Below are 26453 nucleotides of genomic sequence, written 5' to 3'. Positions count from 1 at the left end.
GAGGCGCCCCGGGGGCACCGTCAGTGAGGGGCACGATACAGTTCGTGCGCCTCGATGTAGGCCAGTACGGCGTCCGGCACCAGGAACCTCACCGATTTGCCGCTGGCCAGCAGCTGTCGGATCTGTGTAGCCGACACCGCGAGCGGCGTCTGCCAGACGAACGAAATATTCCCCGCCGGGCCGGACATGGCGGTGGGATCGCTCTCCGAGCGCGCAGCCAGCAGGTTGCGCAACTCGTCAGGGGGTTCAACGTCCGCATCCGGGCGTTGCAGCACCAGGATGTGACAGTGTTGCAGCAGTTCTTCCCAGCGGTGCCAGGTGGGCAGGCCACAGAAGGCATCCCAGCCAAGCACCAGGAACAGCTGGTCGTCGACGCCCAGCTCGGCGCGAATCGATTCCAGCGTGTCGATGGTGTACGACGGTTTGTCGCGTTCGAGTTCGCGGGCATCGACGCTGAGGCAGTCGACGCCCTGCACCGCTTGACGAACCATGGCCAGGCGGTCCTGCGCCGCCACCTGCGGGGTATCGCGGTGTGGCGGGCGGGCATTGGGCAACAGGCGCAGCTCATCGAGCGCCATGAACTCGGCCACTTCCAGCGCGCTGCGCAGGTGGCCGATGTGCACGGGATCGAAGGTACCGCCAAGAATGCCGATGCGCCGGACTGCCTGGGCCTTGCTCAACTCAGCAGGACTCCTGGCCGCGCAGTTGGCCGTCACCGATCACCACGTACTTCTCGCAGGTCAGGCCTTCCAGGCCGACCGGGCCGCGGGCATGCAGCTTGTCGGTGGAAATGCCGATTTCAGCGCCCAGGCCGTACTCGAAGCCATCGGCGAAACAGGTCGGGGTGTTGAGCATCACCGATGCCGAATCGACCTCGGCCATGAACTGGCGGGCCTGGCCTTGATGTTCGGTAATGATCGAGTCGGTGTGGTGCGAGCCGTACTGGTTGATGTGCTCGATGGCCTGGTCCAGGCCGTCGACGACGCGGATCGACAGGATCGCGTCGAGGTACTCGGTGTGCCAGTCGTCTTCAGTGGCCGGCCTGGCCTCGATCAACCCGCGGGTACGCTCGCAGCCACGCAGTTCGACGCCCTTCTCCTGGAAGCGGCGGGCCATTTCCGGCAGGAAGCCTTCGGCCACGCGCTGGTCGACCAGCAGGGTTTCCATCGCACCACAAATGCCGTAGCGGTAGGTCTTGGCGTTGAATGCCACGCGCCAGGCCTTGTCCAGGTCGGCGTGCTCGGCCACATAGACGTGGCAGATACCGTCCAGGTGCTTGATGACCGGCACCCGGGCATCGCGGCTGATGCGCTCGATCAGGCCACGGCCACCGCGCGGCACGATGACGTCGACGAACTCGGGCATGCTGATCAGCGCGCCAACGGCTTCGCGGTCGGTGGTCTCGACCACCTGCACCACGGCAGCCGGCAAGCCGGCCGCAGCCAGGCCACGCTGGATGCAGGTGGCGATGGCACGGTTGGAGTGGATGGCCTCGGAGCCGCCACGCAGAATGGTGGCGTTGCCCGATTTCAGGCACAGGCTGGCGGCATCGATGGTCACGTTCGGGCGCGACTCGTAGATGATCCCGATCACCCCCAACGGCACGCGCATCTTGCCGACCTGAATGCCCGACGGGCGGTAGCTCATGTCGCGGATGGCGCCGACCGGGTCTGGCAGGCTTGCCACCTGGCGCAGGCCGGTGATCATGCCGTCGATACGCGCCGGGGTCAGCGCCAGGCGGTCAAGCAGCGCCGCCTCCAGGCCATTGGCACGGCCGGCGGCCAGGTCCAGTTCGTTGGCTGCGGCAAGCTCGGCGCGCGCAGCATCCAGCGCATCGGCGGCGGCCTGCAGGGCGCGGTTCTTCTGCGCGGTGCTGGCACGTGCGATGACGCGGGAAGCCTGGCGTGCGGCGCGACCCAGGCGGGTCATGTAGTCAAGAACGGACTCAGTCATGGGTTCGGTGTCTTGGCGAAGGGGAAATCGGCTGATTATAACTGTCGCGCAGGTATACGCCCAGCGGCGGGTGGCGGATGGTCGAAAATGGCTCGGCAGAATCCATAGGAAAGATGTAACCGCGCTTATCGAACTGTCCCGGTTCAGCCTCGATTAAGCTATTCATTGCTATCATCCCCGCCTTTACTGCCACGAACCGCCAGCATGCCAGCCTCAGCACCCTGCCCTGCACGCGCCCTCCCTGACAGCTTTTTCGACCGCGACGCCCAGACCTTGGCCAAGGCGTTGCTGGGCAAAGTCATCCGTCATCGCCAAGGCGACCTGTGGCTGGCCGCGCGGATCATCGAGACCGAGGCCTACTACCTGACCGACAAAGGCAGCCACGCGTCGCTCGGCTACACCGAAAAACGCAAGGCGCTGTTCCTCGACGGCGGGCACATCTACATGTATTACGCCCGCGGCGGCGACTCGCTCAACTTCAGTGCCCAGGGCCCAGGCAACGCCGTGCTGATCAAGTCCGCCTATCCCTGGGTCGACGCCGTCTCCGATGCCAACAGCCTGGCGCAGATGCAACTGAACAACCCCGACGCCAGCGGCAACCTGCGCCCACCTGAGCGCCTGTGCGCCGGGCAGACCCTCTTGTGCAAGGCCATGGGCCTGAAAGTGCCGCATTGGGACGCAAAACGTTTCGACCCCGAGCGCCTGTACGTCGAAGACTGCGGCATCGCCGTGCCAAGGGTGATCCAAACGGCACGGTTGGGCATTCCCCACGGGCGCGACGAGCACCTGCCGTACCGCTTCGTCGATGCCGAATACGCCCGTTTCTGCACCAGGAACCCGCTGCGCCGGGGCCAAGTCGAAGGGCAAGACTTTTTCACCCTCAAACAAGGAAGCTGAAACATGGGCCAATGGCTCGACAGCCTGACAGGCTGGCTCAGCGCCAACCCCCAGTGGCTTGGCCTGGCGATTTTTCTGGTGGCGTGCGTCGAGTGCCTGGCCATTGCCGGCATCATCGTGCCGGGCACGGTACTGCTGTTTGCCGTTGCCGTGCTGGCCGGCAGTGGTGCATTCAGCCTGGGTGAAACCCTGCTGCTGGGGTTCCTCGGCGGCCTGCTCGGTGACGCGCTGTCATACACCGTCGGCAAGTACTTCCACCAGAACATCCGCCGCCTGCCGCTGCTGCGCCATCACCCCGAATGGATCGGCAGCGCCGAGGCCTACTTCCAGCGCTACGGCATCGCCAGCCTGCTGGTCGGCCGCTTCATCGGCCCGCTGCGGCCGATGCTGCCCATGGTGGCCGGGATGTTCGATATGCCGCTGCCGCGCTTCATCGCCGTCAGCCTGGTGGCGGGTGCCGGTTGGTCGGTGGCCTATCTGCTGCCCGGCTGGGCCACCGGTGCGGCCATGCGCCTGCCCTTGCCGGAAGGTTTCTGGCTGGATGCCGGCATCATCGCCGGGACCCTGGCGGTACTGATCGGCCTGAGCCTGAACAGCAGCCTGCGCGATCAGCGTCATGGTACCCGGCTGATCGCCGGCCTCAGCTTCATCGCCCTGACGGCGGTGTTTCTTGGCTGGCCCTACCTGCAGGCCTTCGATCAGGGCGTGATGACGCTGGTGCAGGAACACCGTAGCAAAGCCATTGACGGCACCGTGGTGCTGGTGACCCGGTTGGGCGACTTCAAGACCCAGTTTTTCCTGGGCGGTTTGCTGACCGGCTTGCTGCTCCTGGCGCGTCAGTGGCGCCATGCCCTGTTCGCGGGCGGTACGCTGATTGGCACCGCGCTGGCCAATGGCACGCTCAAATGGCTGTTCGCCCGTGCCCGCCCGGAAGTACTGAGCGACCCGTTGACCAGCTACAGCATGCCCAGCGGGCACAGTTCGGCATCGTTCGCATTCTTCCTGACCCTGGCGGTGCTGGCCGGGCGCGGCATGCCGCCGCGCATGCGCCTGACCTGGGTGATGCTGGGCTGCATCCCGGCGCTGGCGATTGCCTTGTCGCGGGTGTACCTGGGTGCCCATTGGCCGACCGACATCATGGCCGGTGCCCTGCTGGCCTGTTGCGTGTGCGCCCTGAGCCTGACCCTGGTGCAGCATCGGCAGCCGCTGACAGCACTGCCGCAAAAAGTCTGGTGGCTGGTGCTGCCGGCGTGTATCGCGCTGCTGGCGTTCTTTGCCATGCACGCGCTGCCTCACGCCCTGCTTCGCTACCAGTATTGATGTTGCCTTCACCGGCCTCTCGCGGCTCAAGCCGCTCCTACAGGTATTGTGCGGTCCTGTGGGAACGGCTTCAGCCGCGAAGAGGCCTGAGCTTGATCAGGCGAACAACTCACCCTGGATCCGCTCCAGCAGCTTCTGGATCTCTTCCAGCCGCTGCGCCGGCGAGTCGATCGCCAGCAAGTCCAGCTTGTCCTCTTCCATGAACGGCAACAGGTACGCCAGTTGGTTGGCCAGGGCCTGGCGCCCGTCGACGTCCCGCGGCATGTCCAGCGCCTCGACCATCGGATGCTCGCCCAGGGCCACCAACAGCGCCAGCAAGTCATCGTCGTGATCGGTGAGCGGGCTGTCCGGTTGCTCCGCCAGCCAATGCACCTCGCCGACCAGCAATTGGTCCTTCTGCACTTCGGTCTGGCTCAACTCGAAGCGCCGTACACCTTCCACGCGAATACCCAGCAAGCCGTTGTCCTGCTGGACGAAGTCACGAATCATCGCCTCGCAACCGATCGAAGCCACCACCGGCGGCGCCTTGCCGACCTGCTCGCCTTCGACGATGCACACCACGCCAAAGCCAGTGCCCTGCTTCATGCAGCGGCCAATCATGTCCAGGTAACGCGCCTCGAAGATCTGCAGATCCAGCAGGCAACCGGGAAACAACACGGTATTGAGGGGAAACAGCGGTAGCGTCATCACAACTCCTCAAGCCACCAGGCTGACCGCCAACGGCAGGAACACCGCCGTGGCCACCCCCATCAGGCTCATCGCCAGCGCGGCAAAAGCGCCGCACTCGTCACTTTCCTGCAAGGCCACCGAAGTGCCCACGGCATGAGCCGTCACACCTAGCGACATGCCACGCGCCTCCGGGCTGTGCACACCCAGCCGGGTCAGCAGTGCCGGGCCGAAGATTGCCCCAATCACCCCGGTAATCAACACGAACACGGCCGCCAGCGCCGCCACGCCACCAATCTGTTCCGCCACCAGCATGGCGATCGGCGAAGTGACCGATTTCGGCGCCATGGTCATCAGGATCATGTGTTCGGCACCGAACCACCAGCCCAGCAGCAAGCAGCAGACCGTGGCGAACAGGCCTCCGATTACCAGCGTAGTAAAAGTCGGCCAGAACAGCTGCCGGATGCGCCGAAGGTTGAGATAGAGCGGCACCGCCAGGGCCACGGTGGCGGGGCCGAGGAGGATGTTCATGATTTCGGTGCTTTTGCGGTATTCGGCGTAGCCGATGCCGCAGGTCAGCAGCACGCCGATCACCAGCAGCATCGACACCAATACCGGTTGCAGGAACAGCCAGCGGGTCTTTTCGTAGGCGGCCAGCACTATCTGGTACGCGCCCAACGTGATGCCGATACCGAACAAGGGATGGTGGATGACCGCGTCGAGCGCGCCCTGCCAATCAAAGATCATGGCGACTCCTCGTGCTTGCCGTGTTGGCGGTCGATGAGCTTCTGCATCAGCAGGCCGACGAACACCAGGGTGACCAGGCAGGAAATCAGCAACGCACCGGCAATCGCCCAGAAGTCTGCGGCAATGTCCTTGGCGTAGACCATCACCCCCACCGCCGGTGGCACCAGCAGCAATGGCAGGTAACGCAGCAGGCTCCCGGCGGCCTCGCTCAGCGGCTTGCCGACCTCGCCGCGAGCCATGAGGAAAAACAGCAGCAACAACAGGCCAATGATCGGGCCCGGCAGAATCGGCACACACAAGTGATTGAGCGCCGTACCCAGCAGCTGAAACAGCACCAGCCAGGTCAAACCACGCAACAGCATAAGGATCTCCTTCAGGCACGCCACGTCATTATAAGCACGCGCTGCGTATAAGCCGATATTCGCCGAAATGCGGGCTTCTTGACTGAAACGGTTCGCCGTGCTGATCTTGCACTTTCGTACCAAATGACAACCTGGAGAGTCGCGATGCCCTATGTACCGGTAAACGAGCTATCGCAGTACGTTGGAAAGGAGCTGGGACGTTCCGACTGGCTGAAGATCGACCAGCAGCGCATCAACCTGTTCGCCGAAGCCACCGGCGATTTCCAGTTCATCCATGTCGACCCGGAAAAAGCGGCGAAAACCCCGTTCGGCACCACCATCGCGCATGGTTTCCTGACCTTGTCGCTGATCCCCATGCTGATGATGGACATCCTGGTGCTGCCTGAAGGGTTGAAGATGGTGGTCAATTATGGACTCGACAGCGTGCGTTTCATCCAGCCGGTAAAGGTCGACAGCAAGGTTCGACTGAAGGTGGACCTGGGTGAGGTGACCGAGAAGAAGCCCGGGCAGTGGCTGCTCAAGGCGACCGCTACCCTGGAGATCGAAGGCGAAGAGAAGCCGGCCTATATCGCTGAACCCCTCTCGCTCTGCTTCGTCTGACAGGGGCGATTCGCGGGTGAACCCGCTCCCACAGGATCGCCACACGGCCAGGCCTTGTGCCGTACCTGTGCGAGCGGGTTCACCCGCGAAGGATCCAACACCGATTCCGATTGGATCACAGATACCTGCGCCCCGTATTCTGCGGCATACTCGGCAGACCTTTTGCCCGGATTCCGCCATGCGTCCACTGCTCCCCCTCGCACTGACCCTGATGCTCGCTGCCTGTGGCGATGGTGAATCGTTGTCCCCGCCTGACGCGCGCCTGCCCGACGGTGGCCGCTACCGTGGGCAGGTGGTCGATGGGTTGCTGCAGGGCGAGGGGCGCATCGACTACCCCAACGGCAGCTGGTACGCCGGCAGCTTCAAGGACGGCCAGTGGCACGGCCAGGGCGAGTGGCACGGCAGCAATGGCGAGATCTACCGAGGCCAGTTCGACAAGGGGCTGTTCCACGGCCTGGGCGACCTGACCACCCCCGGCAGCCACTATGCCGGCACCTTCAGCCACGGCCGACGTGACGGTGAAGGTACGCTCAAGCAAGCCGACCTGACCTACCGCGGCCAATTCAAGGATGACCAGTACGAAGGCGCAGGCGAACTGGAAATGGCCGACGGCAGCCGCTACCAAGGCTTGTTCGCCAAAGGCAAACCCAATGGCGCCGGCGTGCGCAGCGATGCCAGCGGCAACCAGTTCAGCGGCCGCTTCGTCGATGGCCAGTTGCAGGGCAGCGGCACCTACGACAGTGTCGATGGCGAGCAATACATCGGTGAGTTCAAGGACAACCGCCTGGAGGGCCGTGGCCGCTACGAGAACGCCGACGGCGACGTCTGGATAGGCGAGTTCAAGGACGGCTCGCTGACCGGGGAAGGCGAATTGCTCGGCAGCGACGGCAGCCACTACAAAGGCACCTTCGTCGACTGGCACCTGTCTGGCCAAGGCAGCCTGCAGTTGCCGGATGGCAGCCAGTACGTCGGCGGTTTCGACAACGACGCCTACCAGGGCCACGGCAAGCTGACGCTGGCCAGCGGCCAGGTCGAAAGCGGCTTCTGGGTCAATGGTGTGCGCGTACGTGACCAGAAAGGCAAGCTACTGCCCGACCCGCTGGACCTGGCCCTGCTCAATCAGGGCCGCCTGCTCGATGAAGCCTTGGCGCGGGTACCGCGCTCGGCGCCGCCCGTCCAGCTGTACAGCCTGGTAGTGGCCGGCGATGGCCAGCAGAGCGTGTTCCTGCGCGAAGCCGACTATGTCAGCAACATGCTCAATGTGCGTTTCGGTGCCCGTGGCCAGGTCACCTTGGTCAACCACCGCGACCAGATGACCACCCGCCCCATGGCCACCCGCGAGAATCTCAGCCGCGCCGCCCGCACCCTGGCCGAACGCAGCGGCCCGGAAGACTTGATCTTCATCTACCTGACCAGCCACGGCAGCCAGGACCACCAGCTGGTGCTCGACCAACCGCGCCTGCAGCTGGCCGACCTGTCCGCCGACGAATTGGCCAGCGCCCTGGCCCCGCTCAAGGACCGCGACAAGATCATTGTCATCTCCGCCTGTTATTCAGGTGGCTATATCCCCCCGCTCAAGGATGACCGTACGCTGATCATGACGGCCGCCCGTGCCGACCGGGTGTCGTTCGGGTGCTCGGAAGAAGCTGACTTCACCTACTTCGGCGATGCCTTGTTCGCCGAGGCCTTGAACCAGACCGATGACCTGAAACAAGCGTTTGAACTGGCGCGCGCCAGTGTTGCCGAAAGAGAACGGAGGGAAGGTTTCGAGGCCTCCGAACCCCAGATCTGGGCGCCGCCCGCAGTACTGGCACACTGGCAGCAACTGCGTAAGCACCAGGCCGAGGAAGCCTTGCGTAATGCGGCACAGGCCAAGCCGGAGGAACAGGCAAAAACGCCTGCCAGCCGCTAAGCTTGTGTGTAACAAGGGAGAGACATCATGTATTTGACGCCTCAGCATGTCCTGCTTGCCGGTGCCACCGGCCTTACCGGTGAGCACCTGCTCGACCGTCTGCTCAACGAACCCACCATCAGTCGCGTGCTGGCCCCGACCCGTCGGCCACTGGCCGAGCACCCCCACCTGGAAAACCCGGTGGGCGACCCCGCAGTGTTTCTCCCGCAACTGGCCGGCCGGGTCGATATTGCCTATTGCTGCCTGGGCACCACCCTCAAGCAGGCGGGCTCTGAGCAAGCGTTTCGCGCCGTCGATCTGGACATGGTCGTGGCCTTCAGCAAGCGCGCACGGGAAATGGGTGCGCGTCACCTGCTGGTAGTCAGCGCCCTTGGAGCAGACCCCAAGTCGTCGATCTTCTACAACCGGGTCAAAGGCGAAATGGAAGAAGCGCTCAAAGCGCAGGACTGGCCACAACTGACCATCGTACGGCCATCGTTGCTGCTCGGTGAACGGGTGGAACCCCGCCTGGGTGAGAAGCTGGCCTCGCCGTTCTCGAAGTTGATGCCAGGTAAATATCGCGGGATCGAGGCATGCACACTGGCACGGGCGTTGTGGCGTCTGGCGCTGGAAGAAGAGGACGGAATCCGCGTGGTGGAGTCCGACGAGTTACGCAGGCTCGGCAAGAATTAGCCGCTACAGGCCACCCGTAGCCTGAAACCCTATGCCTGCCGCCGTCAGCAATGACAGCGGCAGGAACAGCGTGTCCAGCAGCATGCTGCCAGGCAGGTCCAGGTGAGGATACGCCGGTGCCTCGGCCCCGAAGCGATCCTTGGGGCAGCAGCCACCCTTGATCACGTACAGATCCAGCCGGGTCCCGGCATACACCACTGGCGCCCCAGGCTTGTTGGCGTCCAGCGTGCGCACCGTGGCGCAGCCGCCAAGCAGGCTTGCCGCCAGCACCCCGGCCAGAAAGCGCCTCACTCATCAGCCCCGAAGTGATGCTCGCCCCAGCGCGGCAACATGTCCTGTGGAATGTTCAACAGGTTGAGAATGCGCGCCACGACGAAGTCGATCAGGTCATCGATGGTCTGCGGCTGATGATAGAACCCCGGAGCCGCCGGCAGGATCACTGCCCCCATCTGTGACAGCTTGAGCATGTTCTCCAGGTGAATGGTCGACAACGGTGCCTCGCGTGGCACCAGGATCAGCTGCCGGCGCTCCTTGAGGGTGACGTCGGCGGCTCGCTCGATCAGGTTGTTGCAGGCGCCGGTGGCGATTGCCGACAAGGTACCGGTTGAACACGGCACCACCACCATCGCCGCTGGCGCCCCAGAGCCCGAAGCCACCGGCGACATCCAGTCTTCCTTGCCATAGACACGGATCTGCCCATCGGCAGCCCCCGTGTATTCGGTGAGAAACGCCTGCATGGCCTGCGGCTTGGCCGGCAGGAGCACGTCGGTCTCGGTGGCCATCACCAGTTGCGCAGCCTTGGAGATGAGGAAATGCACCTCGCGGTCCTCGCGCACCAGGCAATCGAGCAGGCGCAGGCCATATTGCACGCCGGAGGCGCCAGTCATGGCCAGGGTGATGCGTTCCGGGCCGCTCACTGCAGTGCCTCGGCCAGCTTGCCATGCAGGCCGCCGAAGCCGCCATTGCTCATGATCACCACATGGGTACCCGGGCGAGCCTGGCCCTTGACCCGGTCGATGATCGCGTCAAGGCTGTCGGCCACCACACTGGGCACCTTGCATTGCGCGGCAGTGCCGGCCAGGTCCCAACCCAGGTTGTCGGGCGCGTACCAGATCACCTGGTCGGCGTCATTGACGCTTTCCGGCAGGCCATCTCGATGGGCGCCCAGCTTCATGGAGTTGGAGCGCGGCTCGATGATGGCGATGACCGGCGCTTCACCCACCCGCTTGCGCAAGCCGTCGAGTGTGGTGGCAATGGCCGTCGGATGGTGGGCGAAATCATCGTAGATGGTCACGCCCTGGACCTCAGCCACCTTTTCCATGCGCCGCTTGACGCTCTTGAACGCACTCAGGCCTTCGATACCCATTACTGGCACCACGCCAACATGACGGGCGGCGGCCAGCGTGGCGAGGGCGTTGGCGACGTTGTGCTGACCGGTCAGTGCCCAGTCCACCACACCCTGCACCTCACCCTCGAACAGCACCTCGAAACGCGATCCGTCGGCACTGAGCAGGCGAGCCTGCCACTCGCCACCTTCACCGGTGGTCTGCACCGGGGTCCAGCAGCCCATGCCGATCACACGCTCCAGCGCCTGCTCGGTGGTCGGGTGAATGACCAGGCCTTCGCTCGGGATGGTCCGTACCAGGTGGTGGAACTGCCGCTCGATGGACGCCAGGTCAGGGAAGATGTCCGCGTGGTCGAACTCTAGGTTGTTGAGGATCGCGGTGCGCGGGTGGTAATGCACAAACTTCGAACGCTTGTCGAAGAAGGCGCTGTCGTATTCGTCGGCCTCGACCACGAAGAACGGTGTGCCGCCCAGGCGCGCCGACACCGAGAAGTTCTGCGGCACGCCGCCGATCAGGAAGCCCGGGCTCATGCCGGCGTGCTCCAGCACCCAGGCCAGCATGCTGCTGGTGGTGGTCTTGCCGTGGGTACCCGCCACGGCCAGCACCCAGCGGCCCTGCAGCACATGGTCGGCCAGCCACTGCGGGCCGGACACATAAGGCAAGCCCTTGTTCAGCACATACTCCACTGCCGGGTTGCCCCGCGACATGGCGTTGCCGATCACTACCAAGTCTGGTGCAGGGTCCAGCTGAGCCGGATCGTAGCCCTGGGTCAGCTCGATGCCCTGGGCTTCGAGCTGGGTGCTCATGGGCGGATAGACGTTGGCGTCGGAGCCGGTGACGCGGTGGCCGAGCTCTTTGGCCAGCACGGCCAGCGAACCCATGAAAGTGCCGCAAATACCGAGAATATGAATATGCATGGTCGACCTCGCAAAACTTCGAGGCAGGGTAGCCTAGGGCGAGAAAAATCGCACACGCTCTTTCGGTTATTACACGCGGCTGATGCCGTGTTTTCGAAGTTTTCGATATAAGGTATTGCGGCTGATGCCCAGGTGCTCGGCGACCCGGGTCAGGTGCCAGTGTTTTGCTTCCAGCACTTCCATCAGCGCCTGATGTTCAGCGCTCTGCAATACATCGACGCCCTCCGAAACTTCAGGCTCGACAGCCGCTCCCACAGAGGGCGCGTACGTCTTGATGATGGCGGGAAGGTCCAGGAAGTGGATGATGGTGTCTTCGCACAGCGCCACCAAGGTCCGTAGCACGTTGCGCATCTGCCGGACGTTCCCCGGCCAGGCAAAGCCAAGCAGTGCCTGACGCGCCTCGGGCGCCAATCGGACCACCTGCCCCTGTGCCTCTTGATGCAGCAGGAAATCCAGCAACTGCTCCTTGTCACTACGCTCGCGCACCGCTGGCAGCGCCACCTCCAGGCCATTGAGCCGGTAGTACAGGTCTTCGCGGAAACTGCCCTGATCCACCCGTTCCAGCAAGTCGCGGTGAGTGGCGCTGACGATCCGCACATCCACCGCCTGCGGCTCACCACCAATCGGCACCACCTGGCGCTCTTCCAGCACCCGCAACAGGCGGGTCTGCAACGCCAGCGGCATGTCGCCTATCTCGTCCAGCAACAAGGTACCGCCATCGGCCTGCAGCAGCTTGCCACGCATGCCCTCTTTGCGTGCTCCGGTAAAGCTGCCACCGCGGTAGCCGAACAGCTCACTTTCGATCAGGCTCTCGGGGATCGACGCACAGTTGACCGCCACGAACGGCTTGCCACGGCGCTGGCTGGCCTGGTGCACGGCCTGGGCAAAGGCTTCTTTACCGCAACCGGTCTCGCCGCGCAGCAGCAGCGGCACATCGCGCTCGAACACGCGCACGGCACGTTGAAAATCGAGTTGCAGGGCCGGGTCCAGCAGGCAGATGCCCGACGCTGCGGCAGGCCTGGCCTGGGGCAGGCTGGCCGGCACCGTCCATCGCGGCGCCTGCGCCTGGCCGCGCAGGCTGGCGAACACCTGGCGTCCATCACGGGTGCGCAACGGCCAGACCGTACTGCCGCCTGGCGTAGCGCGGCTGAACAGCTCGTCGTGGCTGCAGGCGAAGAACATCTCCAGCGGTTTGCCCAACACGCCCCCGCGAATGGTCCCGAGCAGGTTCAGGGCACTCTGGTTGGCGGCGCAGATCCGACCATCGCCGTCGAACGCCAGCAACCCTTCACTGAACTGGCCGACCGACTCCGCCTGCACGTGGATGCGCAGCAACCACTGCTGCTCGAAATGACGCAGGAAATAGCAGCTCTCGATCATCTTCGCCGAAAGGTTGACCAGCGCCATGGTGTGGAACTGGCTCTGGCGCGACACGTCCGGCCGCGCCGAGGACACATCGAGCACCGCCAGCAGCTCACCGTGCGGGTCGAACACCGGGCTCGCCGAGCAGGTCAGCCCGGTATGGCGGCCGCGAAAGTGTTCATTCTGGTGAATGGTCAGGGCCTGGCGCTCGACCAGGCAGGTGCCGATGCCATTGGTACCCTCGCGCGCCTCGCTCCAGTCAGCGCCCAGCCACAGCCCGGCACGCTCGAAGTTGCGCCGCTCGCTGGGCGCGGTGACACAATTGAGGATCACCCCTCGGGCATCGGTCAGCAGCACCGCATGGCCGGCACCGGAGAGCTGCTGGTGCAGGCTGTTCATCTCGCTGTCGGCGATCTTCAGCACCTGGCGCAGGCGCTCGCGGCTCTCGAGCAGGCGGCCGTGTTCCAGCACCACCGGCGCCTCGATCACTGACGGGTCGAGATGATAGTCGTCCAGGCAGCGCAACCAGGAGCGGGCAATCGACGGGTCGCTGCCAGCTTCACCACGGGCGACGGTATGCACCTGCTGGGCATGGCGGCTGAATGAGTTGCTCTGCATTTGTTGTTGTTCTCCGCAGATAGAGATTCACGCCAGCATCCTCCACCCGGGCAGGGTTTGCAACGTGCCCACCGGCAACGTGTCGCAAACGGTACAAAGTGTCACCCCGGGCGTGCCAGGCTTGGCACAGGGCCGCTTCCCGCCCGCATTGCAGCTTGACCCAAGTCATTGATTCCACTGGCTTGCACCACGCTGGCCCAACCTTTGCTCTACGCTTTCCAACTCCTCAACAAACATAACAGCCAGGAGACACACCATGCGTTACGCACATCCCGGTACCGAGGGCGCGAAGGTTTCCTTCAAGAACCGCTACGGCAACTTCATCGGTGGCGAATTCGTGGCCCCCGTCAAAGGCCAGTACTTCGACAACACTTCCCCGGTGAACGGCCAGCTGATCGCCGAATTCCCGCGTTCCACTGCCGAAGACATCGAGAAAGCCCTGGATGCCGCCCATGCCGCCGCCGACGCCTGGGGCCGCACCTCGGTACAGGACCGCTCCAACATCCTGCTGAAGATTGCCGACCGTATCGAGCAGAACCTGGAAATCCTGGCCATTACCGAAACCTGGGACAACGGCAAGCCGATCCGCGAAACCCTCAATGCCGATATCCCGCTGGCCGTCGACCACTTCCGCTACTTTGCCGGCTGCATCCGCGCCCAGGAAGGCGGCGCTGCCGAAATCAACGAAAACACCGTGGCCTATCACATCCATGAGCCACTGGGTGTGGTCGGGCAGATCATCCCGTGGAACTTCCCGATCCTGATGGCCGCCTGGAAGCTTGCCCCAGCCCTGGCCGCCGGCAACTGCGTGGTGCTCAAGCCGGCCGAACAGACACCACTGGGCATCACCGTGCTGGTCGAGCTGATTGGCGACCTGCTGCCCAAAGGCGTGCTCAACGTGGTGCAAGGCTATGGCCGCGAGGCCGGTGAAGCACTGGCCACCAGCAAGCGCATCGCCAAGATCGCCTTCACCGGCTCCACCCCGGTCGGCTCGCACATCATGAAATGCGCGGCCGAGAACATCATCCCGTCCACCGTCGAGCTGGGTGGCAAGTCGCCGAACGTGTACTTCGAAGACATCATGCAGGCCGAGCCGAGCTTCATCGACAAGGCCGCCGAAGGCATGGTGCTGGCGTTCTTCAACCAGGGCGAGGTGTGCACCTGCCCATCGCGCGCGCTGGTGCAGGAATCGATCTACCCGCAGTTCATGGAAGTGGTGATGAAGAAGGTCCTGCAAATCAAGCGCGGCGACCCGCTCGACACCGACACCATGGTCGGCGCCCAGGCCTCCCAGCAGCAGTTCGAGAAGATCCTCTCGTACCTCGACATCGCCCAGCAGGAAGGCGCCGAGCTGCTGACCGGCGGCAAGGTGGAAAAACTCGAAGGCTCGCTGGCCACCGGTTACTACATCCAGCCGACCCTGCTCAAAGGCAACAACCGCATGCGCGTGTTCCAGGAAGAAATCTTCGGCCCAGTGGTCAGCGTCACCACCTTCAAGGACGAAGCCGAAGCCCTGGCCATTGCCAACGACACCGAGTTCGGCCTCGGTGCCGGCGTGTGGACCCGCGACATCAACCGCGCCTACCGCATGGGCCGTGGCATCAAGGCGGGCCGCGTGTGGACCAACTGCTACCACCTGTACCCGGCGCATGCCGCATTCGGTGGCTACAAGAAGTCCGGCGTCGGCCGTGAAACCCACAAGATGATGCTCGACCACTACCAGCAGACCAAGAACCTGCTGGTGAGCTACGACATCAACCCGTTGGGCTTCTTCTAAGACCGAGTCGCCTGCTTCGCGGGTAAACCCGCTCCCACAGGGACCGCACAAGCCTGAAAACTGTGCAATCCCCTGTGGGAGCGGCTTTAGCCGCGAAGAGGCCAGACCCGCTTCCACAGAACCCAGAGCCCCAACCGCTCTGGCTCGCTTCCTGCAGTACCTATCACCATCGGCCCGGAGCCCTTCCGGCCATCAAGAAAAACAACAGGTGAATCTATGCCAAGCGATCATTCCGCCGGCGTGCCGGCAGGTTCTTCCGTCGACTTCGAAAAAGTCGGTTCGGACTATTTCCAGCAACGTGAACTGAAAAAAGGCGCCGCCGGCTGGGTACTGCTGGTGGGCCTGGGCGTTGCTTACGTGATTTCCGGCGACTACGCCGGCTGGAACTTCGGCCTCGCCCAGGGCGGCTGGGGCGGCATGTTCCTCGCCACCCTGCTGATGGCGACCATGTACCTGTGCATGTGCTTCTCGCTGGCCGAGCTCTCCTCGATGATCCCCACCGCTGGCGGCGGCTACGGTTTTGCCCGCAGCGCCTTCGGCCCGTGGGGCGGCTTTTTGACCGGCACGGCGATCCTCATCGAGTACGCCATCGCCCCTGCCGCCATCGCCACGTTCATCGGCGCCTACTGCCAGTCATTGTTCGGCATCGGCGGCTGGATGATTTACCTGGCCTTCTATGTGGTGTTTATCGGCATTCACATCTTCGGCGTGGGTGAAGCGCTGAAACTGATGTTCATCATCACCGCAGTCGCAGCCATTGCCCTGGCCGTATTCCTGGTGGCCATGGTGCCCCATTTTGATGCAGCCAACCTGTTCGACATCGCCAAAACGGACGCCGCGGGCGCCAGCAGCTTCCTGCCATTCGGCTATGTCGGCGTGTGGGCCGCGATCCCCTATGCCATCTGGTTCTTCCTCGCCGTCGAAGGGGTGCCACTGGCCGCTGAAGAAACCAAGAACCCCAAGCGCGACCTGCCACGCGGCCTGATCGGCGCAATGCTGGTACTGCTGGCGTTCGCCCTGCTGATCCTGGTGGTCGGCCCTGGCGGCGCAGGCTCCGAAGCCCTGAAGGCCTCGGGCAACCCGCTGGTCGAAGCACTGGCCAAGGCCTACGGCGGCTCCACCTGGATGGGCAGTTTCGTCAACCTGGTAGGCCTGGCCGGCCTGATCGCCAGTTTCTTCTCGATCATCTACGCCTATTCGCGGCAGATCTTCGCCCTTTCTCGCGCGGGCTACCTGCCGCGCAAGCTGTCGGAAACCAACCAGAGCAAGGCCCCGGTCATGGCGCTGGTGATCCCCGGGATCATCGGTTTCGCCCTTTCGCTGACCGGCCAGGGTGACCTGCTGATCCTGGTGGCGGTATTCGGTGCCACACTGTCGTATGTGCTGATGATGGCCGCGCACATCACCCTGCGTATCCGTCGGCCAAAAATGGAACGCCCTTACCGCACCCCCGGCGGCATCTTCACCTCGGGCCTGGCCCTGGTGCTGGCCTGTATCGCCGTGGTCGCGGGCTTCCTGGTCGACCCACGGGTGGTGATTGGCGCTGCCGTGATCTACGCGGTATTCATCGCCTATTTTGCGTTGTACAGCCGCCACCACCTGGTTGCCGGCACACCGGAAGAGGAATTCGCCGCGATCCAGAAGGCCGAAGAGGCACTGCACTGATCGCCGCCACCTGCCGCGGGCCAGCCCGCGGCTATGGAGATTCTGTATGGCAAGTTTCGTACACACGGTGGGCCACCTGGTCTACCGCTTCGACAGCCTCAAGGACGTGATGGCCAAGGCCAGCCCGGCCCGTTCCGGAGACTTTCTGGCCGGCGTCGCCGCCAGCAACGACGGCGAACGGGTCGCCGCGCAGATGGCCTTGGCCAACATCCCGCTGACACATTTTCTGAATGAAGCTTTGATCCCCTATGAACAGGACGAGATCACCCGGCTGATCGTCGACACCCACGACGCCCAGGCCTTCGCCCCGGTCAGCCACCTGACCGTTGGCGGCCTGCGCGACTGGCTGCTCAGCGAAGAAGCTGATGAGCAGAGCCTGAGCGCCCTCGCCCCTGGGCTGACCCCGGAAATGGCCGCCGCCGTGTCGAAGATCATGCGTGTGCAGGACCTGGTGCTGGTGGCGCAGAAGATCCGCGTGGTCACCCGGTTCCGCGGCACCATGGGCCTGCGCGGGCGCCTGTCGACCCGCCTGCAACCCAACCACCCGACCGACGAGCCGGCCGGTATCGCCGCCAGCATCCTCGACGGCCTGCTCTACGGCAACGGCGACGCCATGATCGGCATCAACCCGGCCACCGACAGCATCGCCTCGATCTGCGCCCTGCTGGAAATGCTCGACGCCATCATCCAGCGCTACGACATTCCCACCCAGGCCTGCGTGCTTACCCACGTCACCACCTCGATCGAAGCGATCAACCGCGGCGTGCCGCTGGACCTGGTGTTCCAGTCGATCGCTGGCACCGAGGCGGCCAACGCCGGCTTCGGCATCAACCTTAACGTGCTGCAGGAAGGCTACGAGGCCGGCCTGTCGCTCAAGCGCGGCACCCTCGGGCAGAACCTGATGTACTTCGAAACCGGCCAAGGCAGCGCGCTGTCGGCCAATGCCCACCACGGCGTCGACCAGCAAACCTGTGAGACCCGCGCCTACGCCGTGGCCCGCCACTTCAAGCCGTTCCTGGTCAACACCGTGGTCGGCTTCATCGGCCCTGAATACCTGTACAACGGCAAGCAGATCATCCGCGCCGGCCTCGAAGACCACTTCTGCGGCAAGCTGCTCGGCGTGCCGATGGGCTGCGACATCTGCTACACCAACCACGCCGAAGCCGACCAGGACGACATGGACACCCTGCTGACCCTGCTGGGTGTGGCCGGGATCAATTTCATCATGGGCATCCCAGGCTCCGACGACATCATGCTCAACTACCAGACCACGTCGTTCCACGATGCGCTGTATGCGCGCCAGACCCTGGGCCTGAAGCCCGGGCCGGAATTCGAAGCCTGGCTGCAACGCACCGGCATCTTCACCCAGGCCGATGGCCGCGTGCGCTTTGGCGACAACCTGCCGCCGGCATTCCGCCAGGCCTTGGCACAGCTGGCTTAGAGGTGACCATGGCAGACCGATCCCCCACCCCGGACAACCCTTGGCTGGCCCTGCGCAACCTGACCCCGGCACGCATCGCCCTGGGCCGTTGCGGCACCAGCCTGCCCACCGGTGCGCAACTGGACTTCCAGTTCGCCCACGCCCAGGCCCGCGACGCCGTGCACCTGGCCTTCGACCACGCCACCCTGAGTGAACAGCTCAAGGACCGTGGCCGCGATAGCCTGGTGCTGCATAGCGCCGCCACTGACCGCCACCAATACCTGCAACGCCCCGACTTGGGCCGGCGGCTGAACCAAGACTCGGCCGAGCGCTTGCGCCAGCATGCCCAGGCCAACCCTGAAGGCGTCGACCTGGCCATCGTGGTCGCCGACGGCCTCTCGGCCCTGGCCGTGCACCGCCATACCCTGCCATTCCTGGCCCGCTTCGAGGAGCAGGCCGCAGCCGATGGCTGGACCAGCGCCCCGGTGGTGCTGGTCGAGCAAGGCCGGGTTGCCGTGGCGGACGAAGTGGGCCAATTGCTCGGGGCACGCATGACCGTGATGCTGATCGGCGAGCGCCCAGGGCTGAGCTCGCCAGACAGCCTGGGCCTGTATTTCACCTACGCCCCAAAGGTCGGCCTGACCGATGCCTACCGCAACTGCATCTCCAACATCCGCCTGGAGGGCCTGAGTTACGGCATGGCGGCCCACCGCCTGCTATACCTGATGCGCGAAGCCTGCCGGCGGCAGCTTTCCGGAGTGAATCTGAAGGACGAAGCCGAGGTCCATAGCATCGACAGTGAAAATACCCCCAATCAGCGCGGCAACTTCCTGCTCGGTGAAGGTTAAAGAACCTGTAACGGAAGGCGGATTGCACTGACGGCCAGCATTGGGGCAGCATGCCCATGAAAGCTGCAGGCTTTCCGCCGTTTCCCCAAATGGACTCTGAGGGCCGCACATGCGCATCATCAAGGCAACCCTGGAACACCTCGACCTGCTCACCCCGCTGTTCGTCAGATACCGCGAGTTCTACGGGCAGCTCCCTTTCCCCGACAGCTCGCGAGCCTTTCTCGAGAAACGCCTCAAACGCGACGAATCGGTGATCTACCTGGCCTTGGCGGATGACGATGACGGTAAATTGCTCGGTTTCTGTCAACTGTACCCGAGCTTTTCATCGCTTTCGCTCAAACGCGTATGGATCCTCAACGACATCTTTGTCGCCGAAGACTCGCGGCGCATGCTGGTGGCCGACCATCTGATGCGCGAGGCCAAGAAAATGGCCAAGCAGACCCAGGCCGTGCGCATGCGGGTATCGACCAGCGCCAACAACGAGGTGGCGCGCAAGACCTATGAGTCGATAGGCTTTCGCAAGGACACCGAGTTCGAGAACTACATCTTGCCGATCAGCCAGGACTGACCATACCGGCCTCTTCGCGGGTAAACCCGCTCCCACGAAGAGGCCCGGACAGGCTTGCACGGTAACCCCTCGCTACAAACTCTACGGGCAGGTTTCCTACTTGGCCGTATAATGCTTCGACCTGTCATGTGTGAAATTTTACCCACTCACAGGTAGTCATGCCGACGCCCAGGGCATTGTCCGTCATCGCGTGCCCGTATAGGCGGGTCAAGAACACAGGTGCTGTACATGGAATTCAACCCGCTGGACTTAATCCTGCATCTCGATGCCTACCTCGATCTGCTGGTCACCAACTACGGCCCCTGGATCTACGCGATCCTGTTTGCTGTGATCTTCTGCGAAACCGGCCTGGTGGTGATGCCGTTCCTGCCGGGCGACTCGCTGCTGTTCATCGCCGGCGCCGTGGCCGCCGGCGGCGGCATGGACCCGGTCCTGCTGGCAGGCCTGCTGATGGCCGCCGCCATCCTCGGCGACAGCACCAACTACATCATCGGTCGCACCACAGGCGAAAAACTGTTCAGCAACCCCAATTCGAAGATCTTCCGCCGCGACTACCTGCAGCGGACCCACGACTTCTATGAACGCCATGGCGGCAAGACCGTAACCATGGCGCGCTTCCTGCCGATCCTGCGCACCTTCGCGCCGTTCGTGGCCGGTATCGCGCACATGCACTACCCGCGTTTCCTGGGCTTCAGCGTGGCCGGCTCGTTGCTGTGGGTCGGTGGCCTGGTGACCCTGGGCTACTTCTTCGGCAATGTGCCGTTCATCAAGCAGCACCTGTCGCTGATGGTGGTCGCCATCATCCTGCTGTCGCTGGTACCGATGATCCTCGGCCTGCTGCGCAGCCGCCTGGGCCGCACCGCCAAGGCCCACTGACAGCAGGCATGTGGTCCTTCAGCGCCTGGCGGCGCAAGCGCACACTCGCACGCTACCCTATCGACCCACAGCAATGGCAGGTGATCCGTGATCGCCTGCCGATGCTCGATGGCATCACCGATGCCGAAGACCAGTGGCTGCGCGAAGCCTGCATCCTGTTCCTGCTCGACAAGCACCTGACCACCCTCCCCGGGGTCGAGCTGGACGACGAGCAGCGCCTGTTTCTCGCCGCCCAGGCGCAGCTACCACTGCTGCACCTGGGCGAGTTGAACTGGTACCAGGGCTTCCACGAGATCATTCTCTACCCCGATGACTTCAAGAGCCCGCAGCGCCACCGCGATGCCACTGGCGTGGAGCACGCGTGGGATGCCGAACACAGCGGCGAAGCCTGGCAGCAGGGGCCGATCATCCTGGCCTGGGCCGGGGTGCTGGCCAGTGGCGGCTGGGAGGCCTACAACCTGGTGATTCACGAGCTGGCACACAAGCTCGACATGCTCAATGGCGATGCCAACGGCCTGCCGCCGCTGCACCCCGGCATGCGCGTGGAAGACTGGGCAGCGGCCATGCAGCAGGCCTACGACGACCTCAACCGCCAGCTCGACGCCGACCCCGACGCTGAAACCGCCATCGACCCCTACGCGGCGGAAAACCCGGCGGAATTCTTCGCCGTCACCAGTGAGTATTTCTTCAGCGCTCCCGACCTGCTGCAGCAGGCTTATCCACAGGTGTACCAGCAGCTGTCGCTGTTCTACCGGCAGAACCCGCTCGAGCGCCTGCTGAAGCTGCAGGCCGGGCACCCGGATTACCGCGAAAGCCACGCCTGATGCGGCCGCACATCCGTCCACACGTGGCATGGCCTGGCAGAATGTGCCTATAATCGCCGCCACTTTTTTGATCAAACACGGGGGCACTGCCCAATGAGCTACAGCAAGATTCCGGCTGGCAAAGACCTGCCGAACGACATCTACGTCGCCATCGAGATCCCGGCCAACCACGCGCCGATCAAGTACGAAATCGACAAGGACAGCGACACCCTGTTCGTCGATCGCTTCATGGCCACCCCGATGTTCTACCCGGCCAACTACGGTTTCATCCCGAACACCCTGGCCGACGACGGTGATCCGCTGGACGTGCTGGTCGTGACCCCATACCCGGTTGCTCCTGGCTCGGTCATCCGTGCCCGTCCGGTCGGCGTGCTGAACATGACCGACGACGGCGGCGGCGACGCCAAGGTCATCGCCGTGCCTCACGACAAGCTGAGCCAGCTGTACGTCGACGTGAAGGAATACACCGACCTGCCAGCCCTGCTGATCCAGCAGATCGAGCACTTCTTCGCCAACTACAAGGATCTGGAGAAGGGCAAGTGGGTCAAGATCGAAGGCTGGGAAGGCGCCGACGCCGCCCGCGCCGCGATCACCAAATCGGTCGCTGCCTACAAAGGCTGATACCGCTTTACTGAAAAAACCCCGCCTCGGCGGGGTTTTTTTATGGGTCACGCAGGAGGTCGGTAAAAAATCCTACCCTGTCCTACGCCTTTGCCCTACATCCCGGCATTTTTCACACCGTTCACATCAACATCACGTTCATTTCGCTACTAGCAATCGGCCGCTACACTCGGCGATATGAACAGATCCGGTGACCGCCTCAAGGCACTCCTTCGGGAATGTGGCCTTACCCCCTCAGAATTCGCTGCCCAACGTCGCGTGTCGTCGCAGCACATCAACAACTGGTTCACCCGGGGCATCCCCATTGCCCGCCTCGATGAAATGGCCGAGTTGTTCTGCGTGCAACGCCGCTGGCTGCTGACCGGCGAAGGTCCCAAGCACCCACATTCGTTGCTGCGCATGTACGCGCCCCAGACCATTCCGACGCACAATGCCGGTTTGCCATCGGAGTCGCCTGCTGCCTTGGTGCACGTGCCCTTTCACGAACTGCGCAACGGCCAGCTCATAGCGCTAGACGGCCACCATATGGCAATGCCGGCACCTGCGCTGGAGGCATTGGCCGTGCCCGTGGACCAGGCCATCTGCATGACCATGCCTGCCGCCAACATGGTGCCGTGGATCCCGCGCGATGCCATCCTGGCGATCGACCTCAGCTACACCCGGGTGGTGGATGGCGAGATCTATGCCCTGCTGCACAACGGCAGGCTCAGGGTGAACAGCCTGAGCCTCGGCCATCAAGGCACGCTGTGCCTCCACAGCCACAATCGGCGCGAGGTGGTGGAGCGCTATACACCGCTACAATGCAAGGCGCAGAAGCTTGAGGTACTGGGCTGGGTGTTCCACTGGTCGCATTACCGCCAGCGACGCCCCGACTGACACACGCTATGCCATTTTTTGCTGGGCATACTGCGCCTGCCCTTGTATGCTACGCGGCACATTCAGCCCCGGCCGGCGCAAGCCGCGTTGCAGAGGGCTCGGCGACGTTCCACACGACCGTTTGCCATCTCTTTCAGGCCCTTGCTGGCCACACAGTTAAGGCGGTTGCGACTTACCATAAATTAGTCGGAAGCGTCCCCGAGAAGCCGGCCACAAGCCGGCTTTTTAATGCCTTGAGATTTTTCAACCAGTGATACCAAGCCAATTGTGCAAGCACCTCATGCACCGCACCTGGCCAGGCTTCGTGGCGAAAAATTCTTTGTCTATGAAAATGTGGCACGCAGATCACTGCCTCATGCCCAACTCGGCATCATCCATCAGTGCCTTGGCCATCGCGCTCAGGTAATGCGAGGCCCAGATCATCATCGGCTTCTCGTCCATCAGGCCGAGGATGGTCAATTCGCGCACATAGCCCATCAATTCCGAGGCTTGCTCGCGGGCATCGCGGCAGGGGATACCGGGTTCGATGCGGAACAATGGGTGGGTCTGGTTTTCACCTTGGAAGAAGGTGGTTTTGCCGACGGTGCAATGGGTGTTGTCTGTGGTCATTTGTAAATCTCCCTGAAAATTCTCGGTTGCTAGGGACTGGCTTCTTCGCAGGTACACCCGCTCCCACAGGGAATCGCCACAGGCTTGAAACTTGCGCTGTACTTGTGGGAGCGGGTTTACCCGCGAAAGGGCCAAACCTGGCAGTGCATCACTCAAGCCTTAATGCAGAGTCCGAGGACTTGCAGGCATCTGCACCTGGATCAACGCCGATTCAAGCAAAGCCCGCAGCGCCTCCAGCTCATGCATCGAGGCCATCATCAGGATCGACACTGGCGACTTGGGCTGCAGCAGCAACGCCTGATGGACCACGGTCGTCGCACACAAGGCGTAGTCGGTGGCCTGGATCAGGGTGTCTTCGAGAGAGTGAATATCGTGGGGTGGATCAGGGACAATCTTAAGCATGGTGAACCTCGTCTGTATTCGAAGGGACCACCACGTCATCACTTGCATTTGATGGGTGGCGGCTACGTGCGGGTCTGCAAGACCGGACAGACGAGAACCGGCAGATCCGAAGATCTCCCGCACGTAGCCACCATTGACCGAACTTGCTGGCAAGCAGCAGCTCGGAAAGCGGTACTGATGTCTGTACGGGCTTGCAGGCCCGGTCGCGTTTTTGGCAACGACAGGCCCACACTATTCCGCCGAGAACACCACCGCAATGGCCCAAGGGCGGTAGGAAGCTAATTCAGAAATGGACTACAAACAACGGGAATTTTCTGAACTTAGAAGTCATACCGCGCCCCGACCATCATGCTCCGCGATGGCCCATAGAAGTTGAACGTCGAGGTCGAGCCCACCCGCGACAGGTAATCCCGGTCGAACAGGTTGTTGACGTTGAAGGTCGCCGTCAGCTTCGAGGTCACCGGGTACGACAGCATCGCATCCACGGTGGCATAGCCCGGCGCATCGATACGCACGCCGCCACTCTCGGAGTAGAAGTTGCTCATCGCCGACACGCCGCCACCGATGGCCAGCCCGTTCAGCGGGCCCTGGCTGATGGTGTACTTGCTCCACAGCGACGCCTGGTTGCGCGGCATGATGAAGAAGGTGGTTTCGGCATCGCCCTTGACGGTGTCGGTTTCCATCCAGGTGTAGCCCGCCAGCAGCTCCCAGTTCGGCGTCAGCTTGCCGCTGACTTCCACTTCCGCGCCCTTGACCCGGGTCTTGCCGGAGGCGACCGAGAACCCGGTGTCCACGCCATCGGCATCGTACTCGGTGCTGGCGCGGTTCTTGTCGGTCAGGCGGAACACCGAGAAGCGGGTGTTCAGGTCGCCACCGAAGTAGCTGCTTTTCAGGCCGAATTCGTACTGCTCGCCCTGGCGCGGCTTGAGCACCCGGCCGTTGCCGTCGGTGTCCGACTGGGGCTTGAACACCTGCGAATAGCTGGCGTACAGCGCGTGGTTTTCGGTGAGGTCGTAGACCAGGCCGCCATACGGCGTGAAGCGGCCATCGACGCGCTTGTTGTCGTCGACTGTCGAGCCGCTGTTCAGGGTGGTGGTGTAGAAATCACCGCGATACCAGCTGAAGCGGCCACCGGCAATCAGCGCCAGGCGCTCGACCGGGCGGAAGGTGACCTTGGAATACAGGCCGTATTCCTCTTCCTGCATGCCGGTCTCGGTGCTGTAGTTCGGCGACGGCTTGGCGAAGCGCGTCGGCGTGTAGGTGTTGACGTTGATGCTGCCCAGATTGGTGGTGCCGTTGAGGTACTCGGTGTCGTAGTTCTTGTAGTCGGTGCCGACCACGAATTCGCTGACTTGGCCAAAGGTCTCGAACGGCTGGCTGTAGCTGGCGTCCAGCGAGTAGGTGTCCTGGGTGAAGTCGCGGGCGCTGGCACGCTCGGAGTTGGCCCCGGTGCTGGCATTGGTCGCGGTGAAGGCATACAGGTAGTTGGTGTCGCGGTGCGAGCCGCGGGCGGCGACGCGGCCATAGCCGCCGTTGTCGAAGCGGTGGGTCAGCTCGGCGACCAGGTCGGTGGTCTCGCCGTCGAAGTAGTTCCAGTCGGCGCCGAGGAACTTCGAATGGCTGAAATCAGGCACCTCGCCCGACAGCGTCGCCGGGTAGCCGTTGTGCGGGGTGATGTTCTTCACTTCGTGGATCAGGCCGAACGACAGCGTGGTGTCGTCGTCCAGGTCGATATCCAGCGCGCCGTAGTAGCTGTTGCTGGTGTTGGCGTTGTAGTCCACTTCACCGTTGGTGTCGTCACGCGAGGCGATGAAGCGCCCGCGCACCCGGCCGGCATCGTCCAGCGGCCCGCTCAGGTCGATTTCTTCGTGGTTGGTGTCCCAGGTGCCATAGCGGCCTTCGACATGGCCCTGGAATTCGGCGGTCGGGCGCTTGCGCACCATGTTGACGATGCCGCCCAGCTCGCTGGTGCTGCTGAACAGGCCGGCCGGGCCGCGCATGATCTCGACCCGGTCGAAGGCCGCCAGCGACGGCACGGTGCCGAAGATGCTGGCCATGGGCGCTGGCAGGCCGTCTATGTTGAATTCGCTGTACTCATAGCCACGGGCGTAGATCGACGAACGGCCACTGTCGTTGGTCAGGGTGCGCAGGCCTGCGGTGTACTTGGCCAGGTCATCCAGGTGCACGAACTGGCGGTCCTTCACGTAATCCTGGGTGTACACGGTAATTGATTGCGGTATGTCCTTGAGTGCCGCCGGGGTCTTGGTGCCCACGGTGGCGGCATCGACGCTGTAACCACCGGTCTGTTCCGAAGGCAGCATGTCGTACAGGCGGTTGCCTTCGATGGTCAGGGCCGGCAGATCGAGCGACGTGTCGTCCGCTGTCACCTCACCCGCCACTGTTTCAGCCAGTGCCGACAACGAAAACGGCGCCAGCAGCCCCAGCACCAGCCATCCCCGCACCCGTCGCGGGCTCCCCACGCCTTTGAAACCGCTCATGACACACCCTTCGCCCAAGTGATATTTAATCGCAAATGAAACACGTTGCTTTTTGCGAACGATACCGGACGAAAAACCAGGGTGCAGCAGGATTAAC

At 63.3% G+C, this 26453-nt stretch carries 26 protein-coding genes; 14 read left to right on the top strand and 12 right to left on the bottom strand.

All coding sequences use genetic code 11. From position 1 onward, the window contains the following. Nucleotides 1-20: 20 nt before the first annotated feature. Both nadD and L6D64_RS16290 read right to left on the bottom strand, forming a co-directional pair. Nucleotides 21-680, bottom strand: a complete 660-nt coding sequence (gene nadD, locus L6D64_RS16295; RefSeq protein WP_176507068.1) for a nicotinate-nucleotide adenylyltransferase — start codon at nt 678-680, stop codon at nt 21-23. 1 nt (nt 681) lies between these two features. Continuing rightward, nucleotides 682-1953 (bottom strand): glutamate-5-semialdehyde dehydrogenase, encoded by a 1272-nt coding sequence (locus tag L6D64_RS16290; RefSeq protein ID WP_176507067.1) that lies wholly within the window; start codon nt 1951-1953, stop codon nt 682-684. Nucleotides 1954-2157: 204 nt separating this feature from the next. On the opposite strand from L6D64_RS16290, the gene L6D64_RS16285 reads away from it, so the two are divergent. Together L6D64_RS16285 and L6D64_RS16280 are read left to right on the top strand one after the other, a co-directional pair. Further along, nucleotides 2158-2850, top strand: coding sequence for a DNA-3-methyladenine glycosylase (locus tag L6D64_RS16285; protein WP_176507066.1), 693 nt, complete (start codon nt 2158-2160; stop codon nt 2848-2850). A gap of 3 nt (nt 2851-2853) precedes the next feature. After that, nucleotides 2854-4170: a bifunctional DedA family/phosphatase PAP2 family protein gene (locus tag L6D64_RS16280; protein ID WP_176507065.1), complete on the top strand. Its 1317-nt coding sequence runs from the start codon at nt 2854-2856 to the stop codon at nt 4168-4170. A 96-nt stretch (nt 4171-4266) separates the two neighbouring features. Here L6D64_RS16280 and L6D64_RS16275 read toward each other — a convergent pair whose 3' ends face one another. The 3 genes from L6D64_RS16275 to L6D64_RS16265 are packed head-to-tail and all read right to left on the bottom strand — an operon-like array spanning nt 4267 to nt 5945. Then, nucleotides 4267-4857, bottom strand: coding sequence for an LON peptidase substrate-binding domain-containing protein (locus L6D64_RS16275; protein ID WP_054886169.1), 591 nt, complete (start codon nt 4855-4857; stop codon nt 4267-4269). A gap of 9 nt (nt 4858-4866) precedes the next feature. Further along, nucleotides 4867-5583 carry an LrgB family protein gene (locus L6D64_RS16270; RefSeq protein WP_176507064.1) on the bottom strand — a complete coding sequence of 239 codons (717 nt, stop codon included), beginning with the start codon at nt 5581-5583 and terminating at the stop codon, nt 4867-4869. Further along, a complete protein-coding gene (locus L6D64_RS16265; RefSeq protein WP_176507063.1) occupies nt 5580-5945 on the bottom strand; it encodes a CidA/LrgA family protein in 366 nt (121 codons plus the stop codon). Before L6D64_RS16265 ends, L6D64_RS16270 begins: the two co-directional genes overlap by 4 nt. A gap of 144 nt (nt 5946-6089) precedes the next feature. Here L6D64_RS16265 and L6D64_RS16260 point away from each other — a divergent pair, with 144 nt between their 5' ends. From L6D64_RS16260 to L6D64_RS16250, 3 genes are all read left to right on the top strand, one after another. Beyond that, nucleotides 6090-6545 (top strand): MaoC family dehydratase, encoded by a 456-nt coding sequence (locus tag L6D64_RS16260; RefSeq protein ID WP_054886172.1) that lies wholly within the window; start codon nt 6090-6092, stop codon nt 6543-6545. A gap of 178 nt (nt 6546-6723) precedes the next feature. Further along, a complete protein-coding gene (locus tag L6D64_RS16255) occupies nt 6724-8457 on the top strand; it encodes a C13 family peptidase (protein ID WP_176507062.1) in 1734 nt (577 codons plus the stop codon). 27 nt (nt 8458-8484) lie between these two features. Continuing rightward, nucleotides 8485-9129, top strand: a complete 645-nt coding sequence (locus L6D64_RS16250) for an oxidoreductase (RefSeq protein WP_176507061.1) — start codon at nt 8485-8487, stop codon at nt 9127-9129. A gap of 3 nt (nt 9130-9132) precedes the next feature. Here the strand turns inward: L6D64_RS16250 and L6D64_RS16245 are convergent, their stop codons facing one another. The 4 genes from L6D64_RS16245 to L6D64_RS16230 form a co-directional block, all read right to left on the bottom strand. Continuing rightward, entirely contained in the window at nt 9133-9420 is a 288-nt protein-coding gene (locus L6D64_RS16245) for a YceK/YidQ family lipoprotein (RefSeq protein ID WP_176507060.1), read from the bottom strand. Then, on the bottom strand, nt 9417-10046 hold the full coding sequence (gene ubiX / locus L6D64_RS16240; protein ID WP_176507059.1) for a flavin prenyltransferase UbiX: 630 nt from the start codon (nt 10044-10046) through the stop codon (nt 9417-9419). Before ubiX ends, L6D64_RS16245 begins: the two co-directional genes overlap by 4 nt. Further along, a complete protein-coding gene (gene mpl / locus L6D64_RS16235) occupies nt 10043-11392 on the bottom strand; it encodes a UDP-N-acetylmuramate:L-alanyl-gamma-D-glutamyl-meso-diaminopimelate ligase (protein WP_176507058.1) in 1350 nt (449 codons plus the stop codon). The genes ubiX and mpl overlap by 4 nt, the downstream gene beginning before the upstream one ends. A gap of 69 nt (nt 11393-11461) precedes the next feature. Next, nucleotides 11462-13372 carry a sigma-54-dependent Fis family transcriptional regulator gene (locus tag L6D64_RS16230; RefSeq protein ID WP_176507057.1) on the bottom strand — a complete coding sequence of 637 codons (1911 nt, stop codon included), beginning with the start codon at nt 13370-13372 and terminating at the stop codon, nt 11462-11464. Between the two features lie 256 nt (nt 13373-13628). Here L6D64_RS16230 and exaC point away from each other — a divergent pair, with 256 nt between their 5' ends. The 9 genes from exaC (at nt 13629) to L6D64_RS16185 (ending at nt 22847) form a co-directional block, all read left to right on the top strand. Beyond that, nucleotides 13629-15149, top strand: coding sequence for an acetaldehyde dehydrogenase ExaC (gene exaC / locus L6D64_RS16225; protein ID WP_176507055.1), 1521 nt, complete (start codon nt 13629-13631; stop codon nt 15147-15149). A 216-nt stretch (nt 15150-15365) separates the two neighbouring features. Continuing rightward, nucleotides 15366-16814 (top strand): ethanolamine permease, encoded by a 1449-nt coding sequence (gene eat, locus L6D64_RS16220; RefSeq protein WP_176507053.1) that lies wholly within the window; start codon nt 15366-15368, stop codon nt 16812-16814. A gap of 46 nt (nt 16815-16860) precedes the next feature. Next, nucleotides 16861-18255: an ethanolamine ammonia-lyase subunit EutB gene (locus L6D64_RS16215; RefSeq protein WP_176507051.1), complete on the top strand. Its 1395-nt coding sequence runs from the start codon at nt 16861-16863 to the stop codon at nt 18253-18255. 8 nt (nt 18256-18263) lie between these two features. Beyond that, complete coding sequence (gene eutC / locus L6D64_RS16210) at nt 18264-19082, top strand: ethanolamine ammonia-lyase subunit EutC (protein WP_176507049.1); 819 nt, start codon at nt 18264-18266, stop codon at nt 19080-19082. Nucleotides 19083-19191: 109 nt separating this feature from the next. Continuing rightward, on the top strand, nt 19192-19650 hold the full coding sequence (locus L6D64_RS16205) for a GNAT family N-acetyltransferase (RefSeq protein WP_054886183.1): 459 nt from the start codon (nt 19192-19194) through the stop codon (nt 19648-19650). 228 nt (nt 19651-19878) lie between these two features. Further along, entirely contained in the window at nt 19879-20526 is a 648-nt protein-coding gene (locus L6D64_RS16200) for a DedA family protein (RefSeq protein WP_054886184.1), read from the top strand. Between the two features lie 8 nt (nt 20527-20534). Continuing rightward, nucleotides 20535-21350 carry a M90 family metallopeptidase gene (locus L6D64_RS16195; RefSeq protein WP_054886185.1) on the top strand — a complete coding sequence of 272 codons (816 nt, stop codon included), beginning with the start codon at nt 20535-20537 and terminating at the stop codon, nt 21348-21350. A gap of 93 nt (nt 21351-21443) precedes the next feature. Next, on the top strand, nt 21444-21971 hold the full coding sequence (ppa, locus tag L6D64_RS16190) for an inorganic diphosphatase (RefSeq protein ID WP_003255365.1): 528 nt from the start codon (nt 21444-21446) through the stop codon (nt 21969-21971). Between the two features lie 177 nt (nt 21972-22148). Further along, nucleotides 22149-22847 (top strand): XRE family transcriptional regulator, encoded by a 699-nt coding sequence (locus L6D64_RS16185; RefSeq protein ID WP_176507048.1) that lies wholly within the window; start codon nt 22149-22151, stop codon nt 22845-22847. A gap of 345 nt (nt 22848-23192) precedes the next feature. Here L6D64_RS16185 and L6D64_RS16180 read toward each other — a convergent pair whose 3' ends face one another. The 3 genes from L6D64_RS16180 to L6D64_RS16170 all read right to left on the bottom strand — a co-directional run bounded on the left by L6D64_RS16180 (nt 23193) and on the right by L6D64_RS16170 (nt 26356). Further along, the gene (locus L6D64_RS16180) at nt 23193-23456 is read right to left on the bottom strand and encodes a DUF3077 domain-containing protein (RefSeq protein WP_176507046.1); all 264 of its coding nucleotides are present in this window, start codon (nt 23454-23456) and stop codon (nt 23193-23195) included. 159 nt (nt 23457-23615) lie between these two features. Further along, nucleotides 23616-23858, bottom strand: coding sequence for a hypothetical protein (locus L6D64_RS16175; protein WP_176507045.1), 243 nt, complete (start codon nt 23856-23858; stop codon nt 23616-23618). Between the two features lie 320 nt (nt 23859-24178). Continuing rightward, nucleotides 24179-26356, bottom strand: coding sequence for a TonB-dependent siderophore receptor (locus tag L6D64_RS16170; RefSeq protein ID WP_176507043.1), 2178 nt, complete (start codon nt 26354-26356; stop codon nt 24179-24181). Nucleotides 26357-26453: the final 97 nt, after the last annotated feature.

This window comes from Pseudomonas urethralis (assembly GCF_021602465.1).
GTDB lineage: Bacteria > Pseudomonadota > Gammaproteobacteria > Pseudomonadales > Pseudomonadaceae > Aquipseudomonas > Aquipseudomonas vlassakiae.
The sequence above is the reverse complement of the archived record's forward strand: the minus strand, read 5'-3'. Positions and strand labels throughout refer to the sequence as shown.

Bases quoted from the DNA above. Each gene is read 5' to 3' on its own strand.
- L6D64_RS16290 (WP_176507067.1), bottom strand. From the start codon at position 1,953: ATGACTGAGTCCGTTCTTGACTACATGACCCGCCTGGGTCGCGCCGCA.
- L6D64_RS16285 (WP_176507066.1), top strand. From the start codon at position 2,158: ATGCCAGCCTCAGCACCCTGCCCTGCACGCGCCCTCCCTGACAGCTTT.
- L6D64_RS16280 (WP_176507065.1), top strand. From the start codon at position 2,854: ATGGGCCAATGGCTCGACAGCCTGACAGGCTGGCTCAGCGCCAACCCC.
- L6D64_RS16275 (WP_054886169.1), bottom strand. From the start codon at position 4,857: ATGACGCTACCGCTGTTTCCCCTCAATACCGTGTTGTTTCCCGGTTGC.
- L6D64_RS16270 (WP_176507064.1), bottom strand. From the start codon at position 5,583: ATGATCTTTGATTGGCAGGGCGCGCTCGACGCGGTCATCCACCATCCC.
- L6D64_RS16265 (WP_176507063.1), bottom strand. From the start codon at position 5,945: ATGCTGTTGCGTGGTTTGACCTGGCTGGTGCTGTTTCAGCTGCTGGGT.
- L6D64_RS16260 (WP_054886172.1), top strand. From the start codon at position 6,090: ATGCCCTATGTACCGGTAAACGAGCTATCGCAGTACGTTGGAAAGGAG.
- L6D64_RS16255 (WP_176507062.1), top strand. From the start codon at position 6,724: ATGCGTCCACTGCTCCCCCTCGCACTGACCCTGATGCTCGCTGCCTGT.
- L6D64_RS16250 (WP_176507061.1), top strand. From the start codon at position 8,485: ATGTATTTGACGCCTCAGCATGTCCTGCTTGCCGGTGCCACCGGCCTT.
- mpl (WP_176507058.1), bottom strand. From the start codon at position 11,392: ATGCATATTCATATTCTCGGTATTTGCGGCACTTTCATGGGTTCGCTG.
- L6D64_RS16230 (WP_176507057.1), bottom strand. From the start codon at position 13,372: ATGCAGAGCAACTCATTCAGCCGCCATGCCCAGCAGGTGCATACCGTC.
- exaC (WP_176507055.1), top strand. From the start codon at position 13,629: ATGCGTTACGCACATCCCGGTACCGAGGGCGCGAAGGTTTCCTTCAAG.
- eat (WP_176507053.1), top strand. From the start codon at position 15,366: ATGCCAAGCGATCATTCCGCCGGCGTGCCGGCAGGTTCTTCCGTCGAC.
- L6D64_RS16215 (WP_176507051.1), top strand. From the start codon at position 16,861: ATGGCAAGTTTCGTACACACGGTGGGCCACCTGGTCTACCGCTTCGAC.
- eutC (WP_176507049.1), top strand. From the start codon at position 18,264: ATGGCAGACCGATCCCCCACCCCGGACAACCCTTGGCTGGCCCTGCGC.
- L6D64_RS16205 (WP_054886183.1), top strand. From the start codon at position 19,192: ATGCGCATCATCAAGGCAACCCTGGAACACCTCGACCTGCTCACCCCG.
- L6D64_RS16200 (WP_054886184.1), top strand. From the start codon at position 19,879: ATGGAATTCAACCCGCTGGACTTAATCCTGCATCTCGATGCCTACCTC.
- L6D64_RS16195 (WP_054886185.1), top strand. From the start codon at position 20,535: ATGTGGTCCTTCAGCGCCTGGCGGCGCAAGCGCACACTCGCACGCTAC.
- ppa (WP_003255365.1), top strand. From the start codon at position 21,444: ATGAGCTACAGCAAGATTCCGGCTGGCAAAGACCTGCCGAACGACATC.
- L6D64_RS16185 (WP_176507048.1), top strand. From the start codon at position 22,149: ATGAACAGATCCGGTGACCGCCTCAAGGCACTCCTTCGGGAATGTGGC.
- L6D64_RS16180 (WP_176507046.1), bottom strand. From the start codon at position 23,456: ATGACCACAGACAACACCCATTGCACCGTCGGCAAAACCACCTTCTTC.
- L6D64_RS16175 (WP_176507045.1), bottom strand. From the start codon at position 23,858: ATGCTTAAGATTGTCCCTGATCCACCCCACGATATTCACTCTCTCGAA.
- L6D64_RS16170 (WP_176507043.1), bottom strand. From the start codon at position 26,356: ATGAGCGGTTTCAAAGGCGTGGGGAGCCCGCGACGGGTGCGGGGATGG.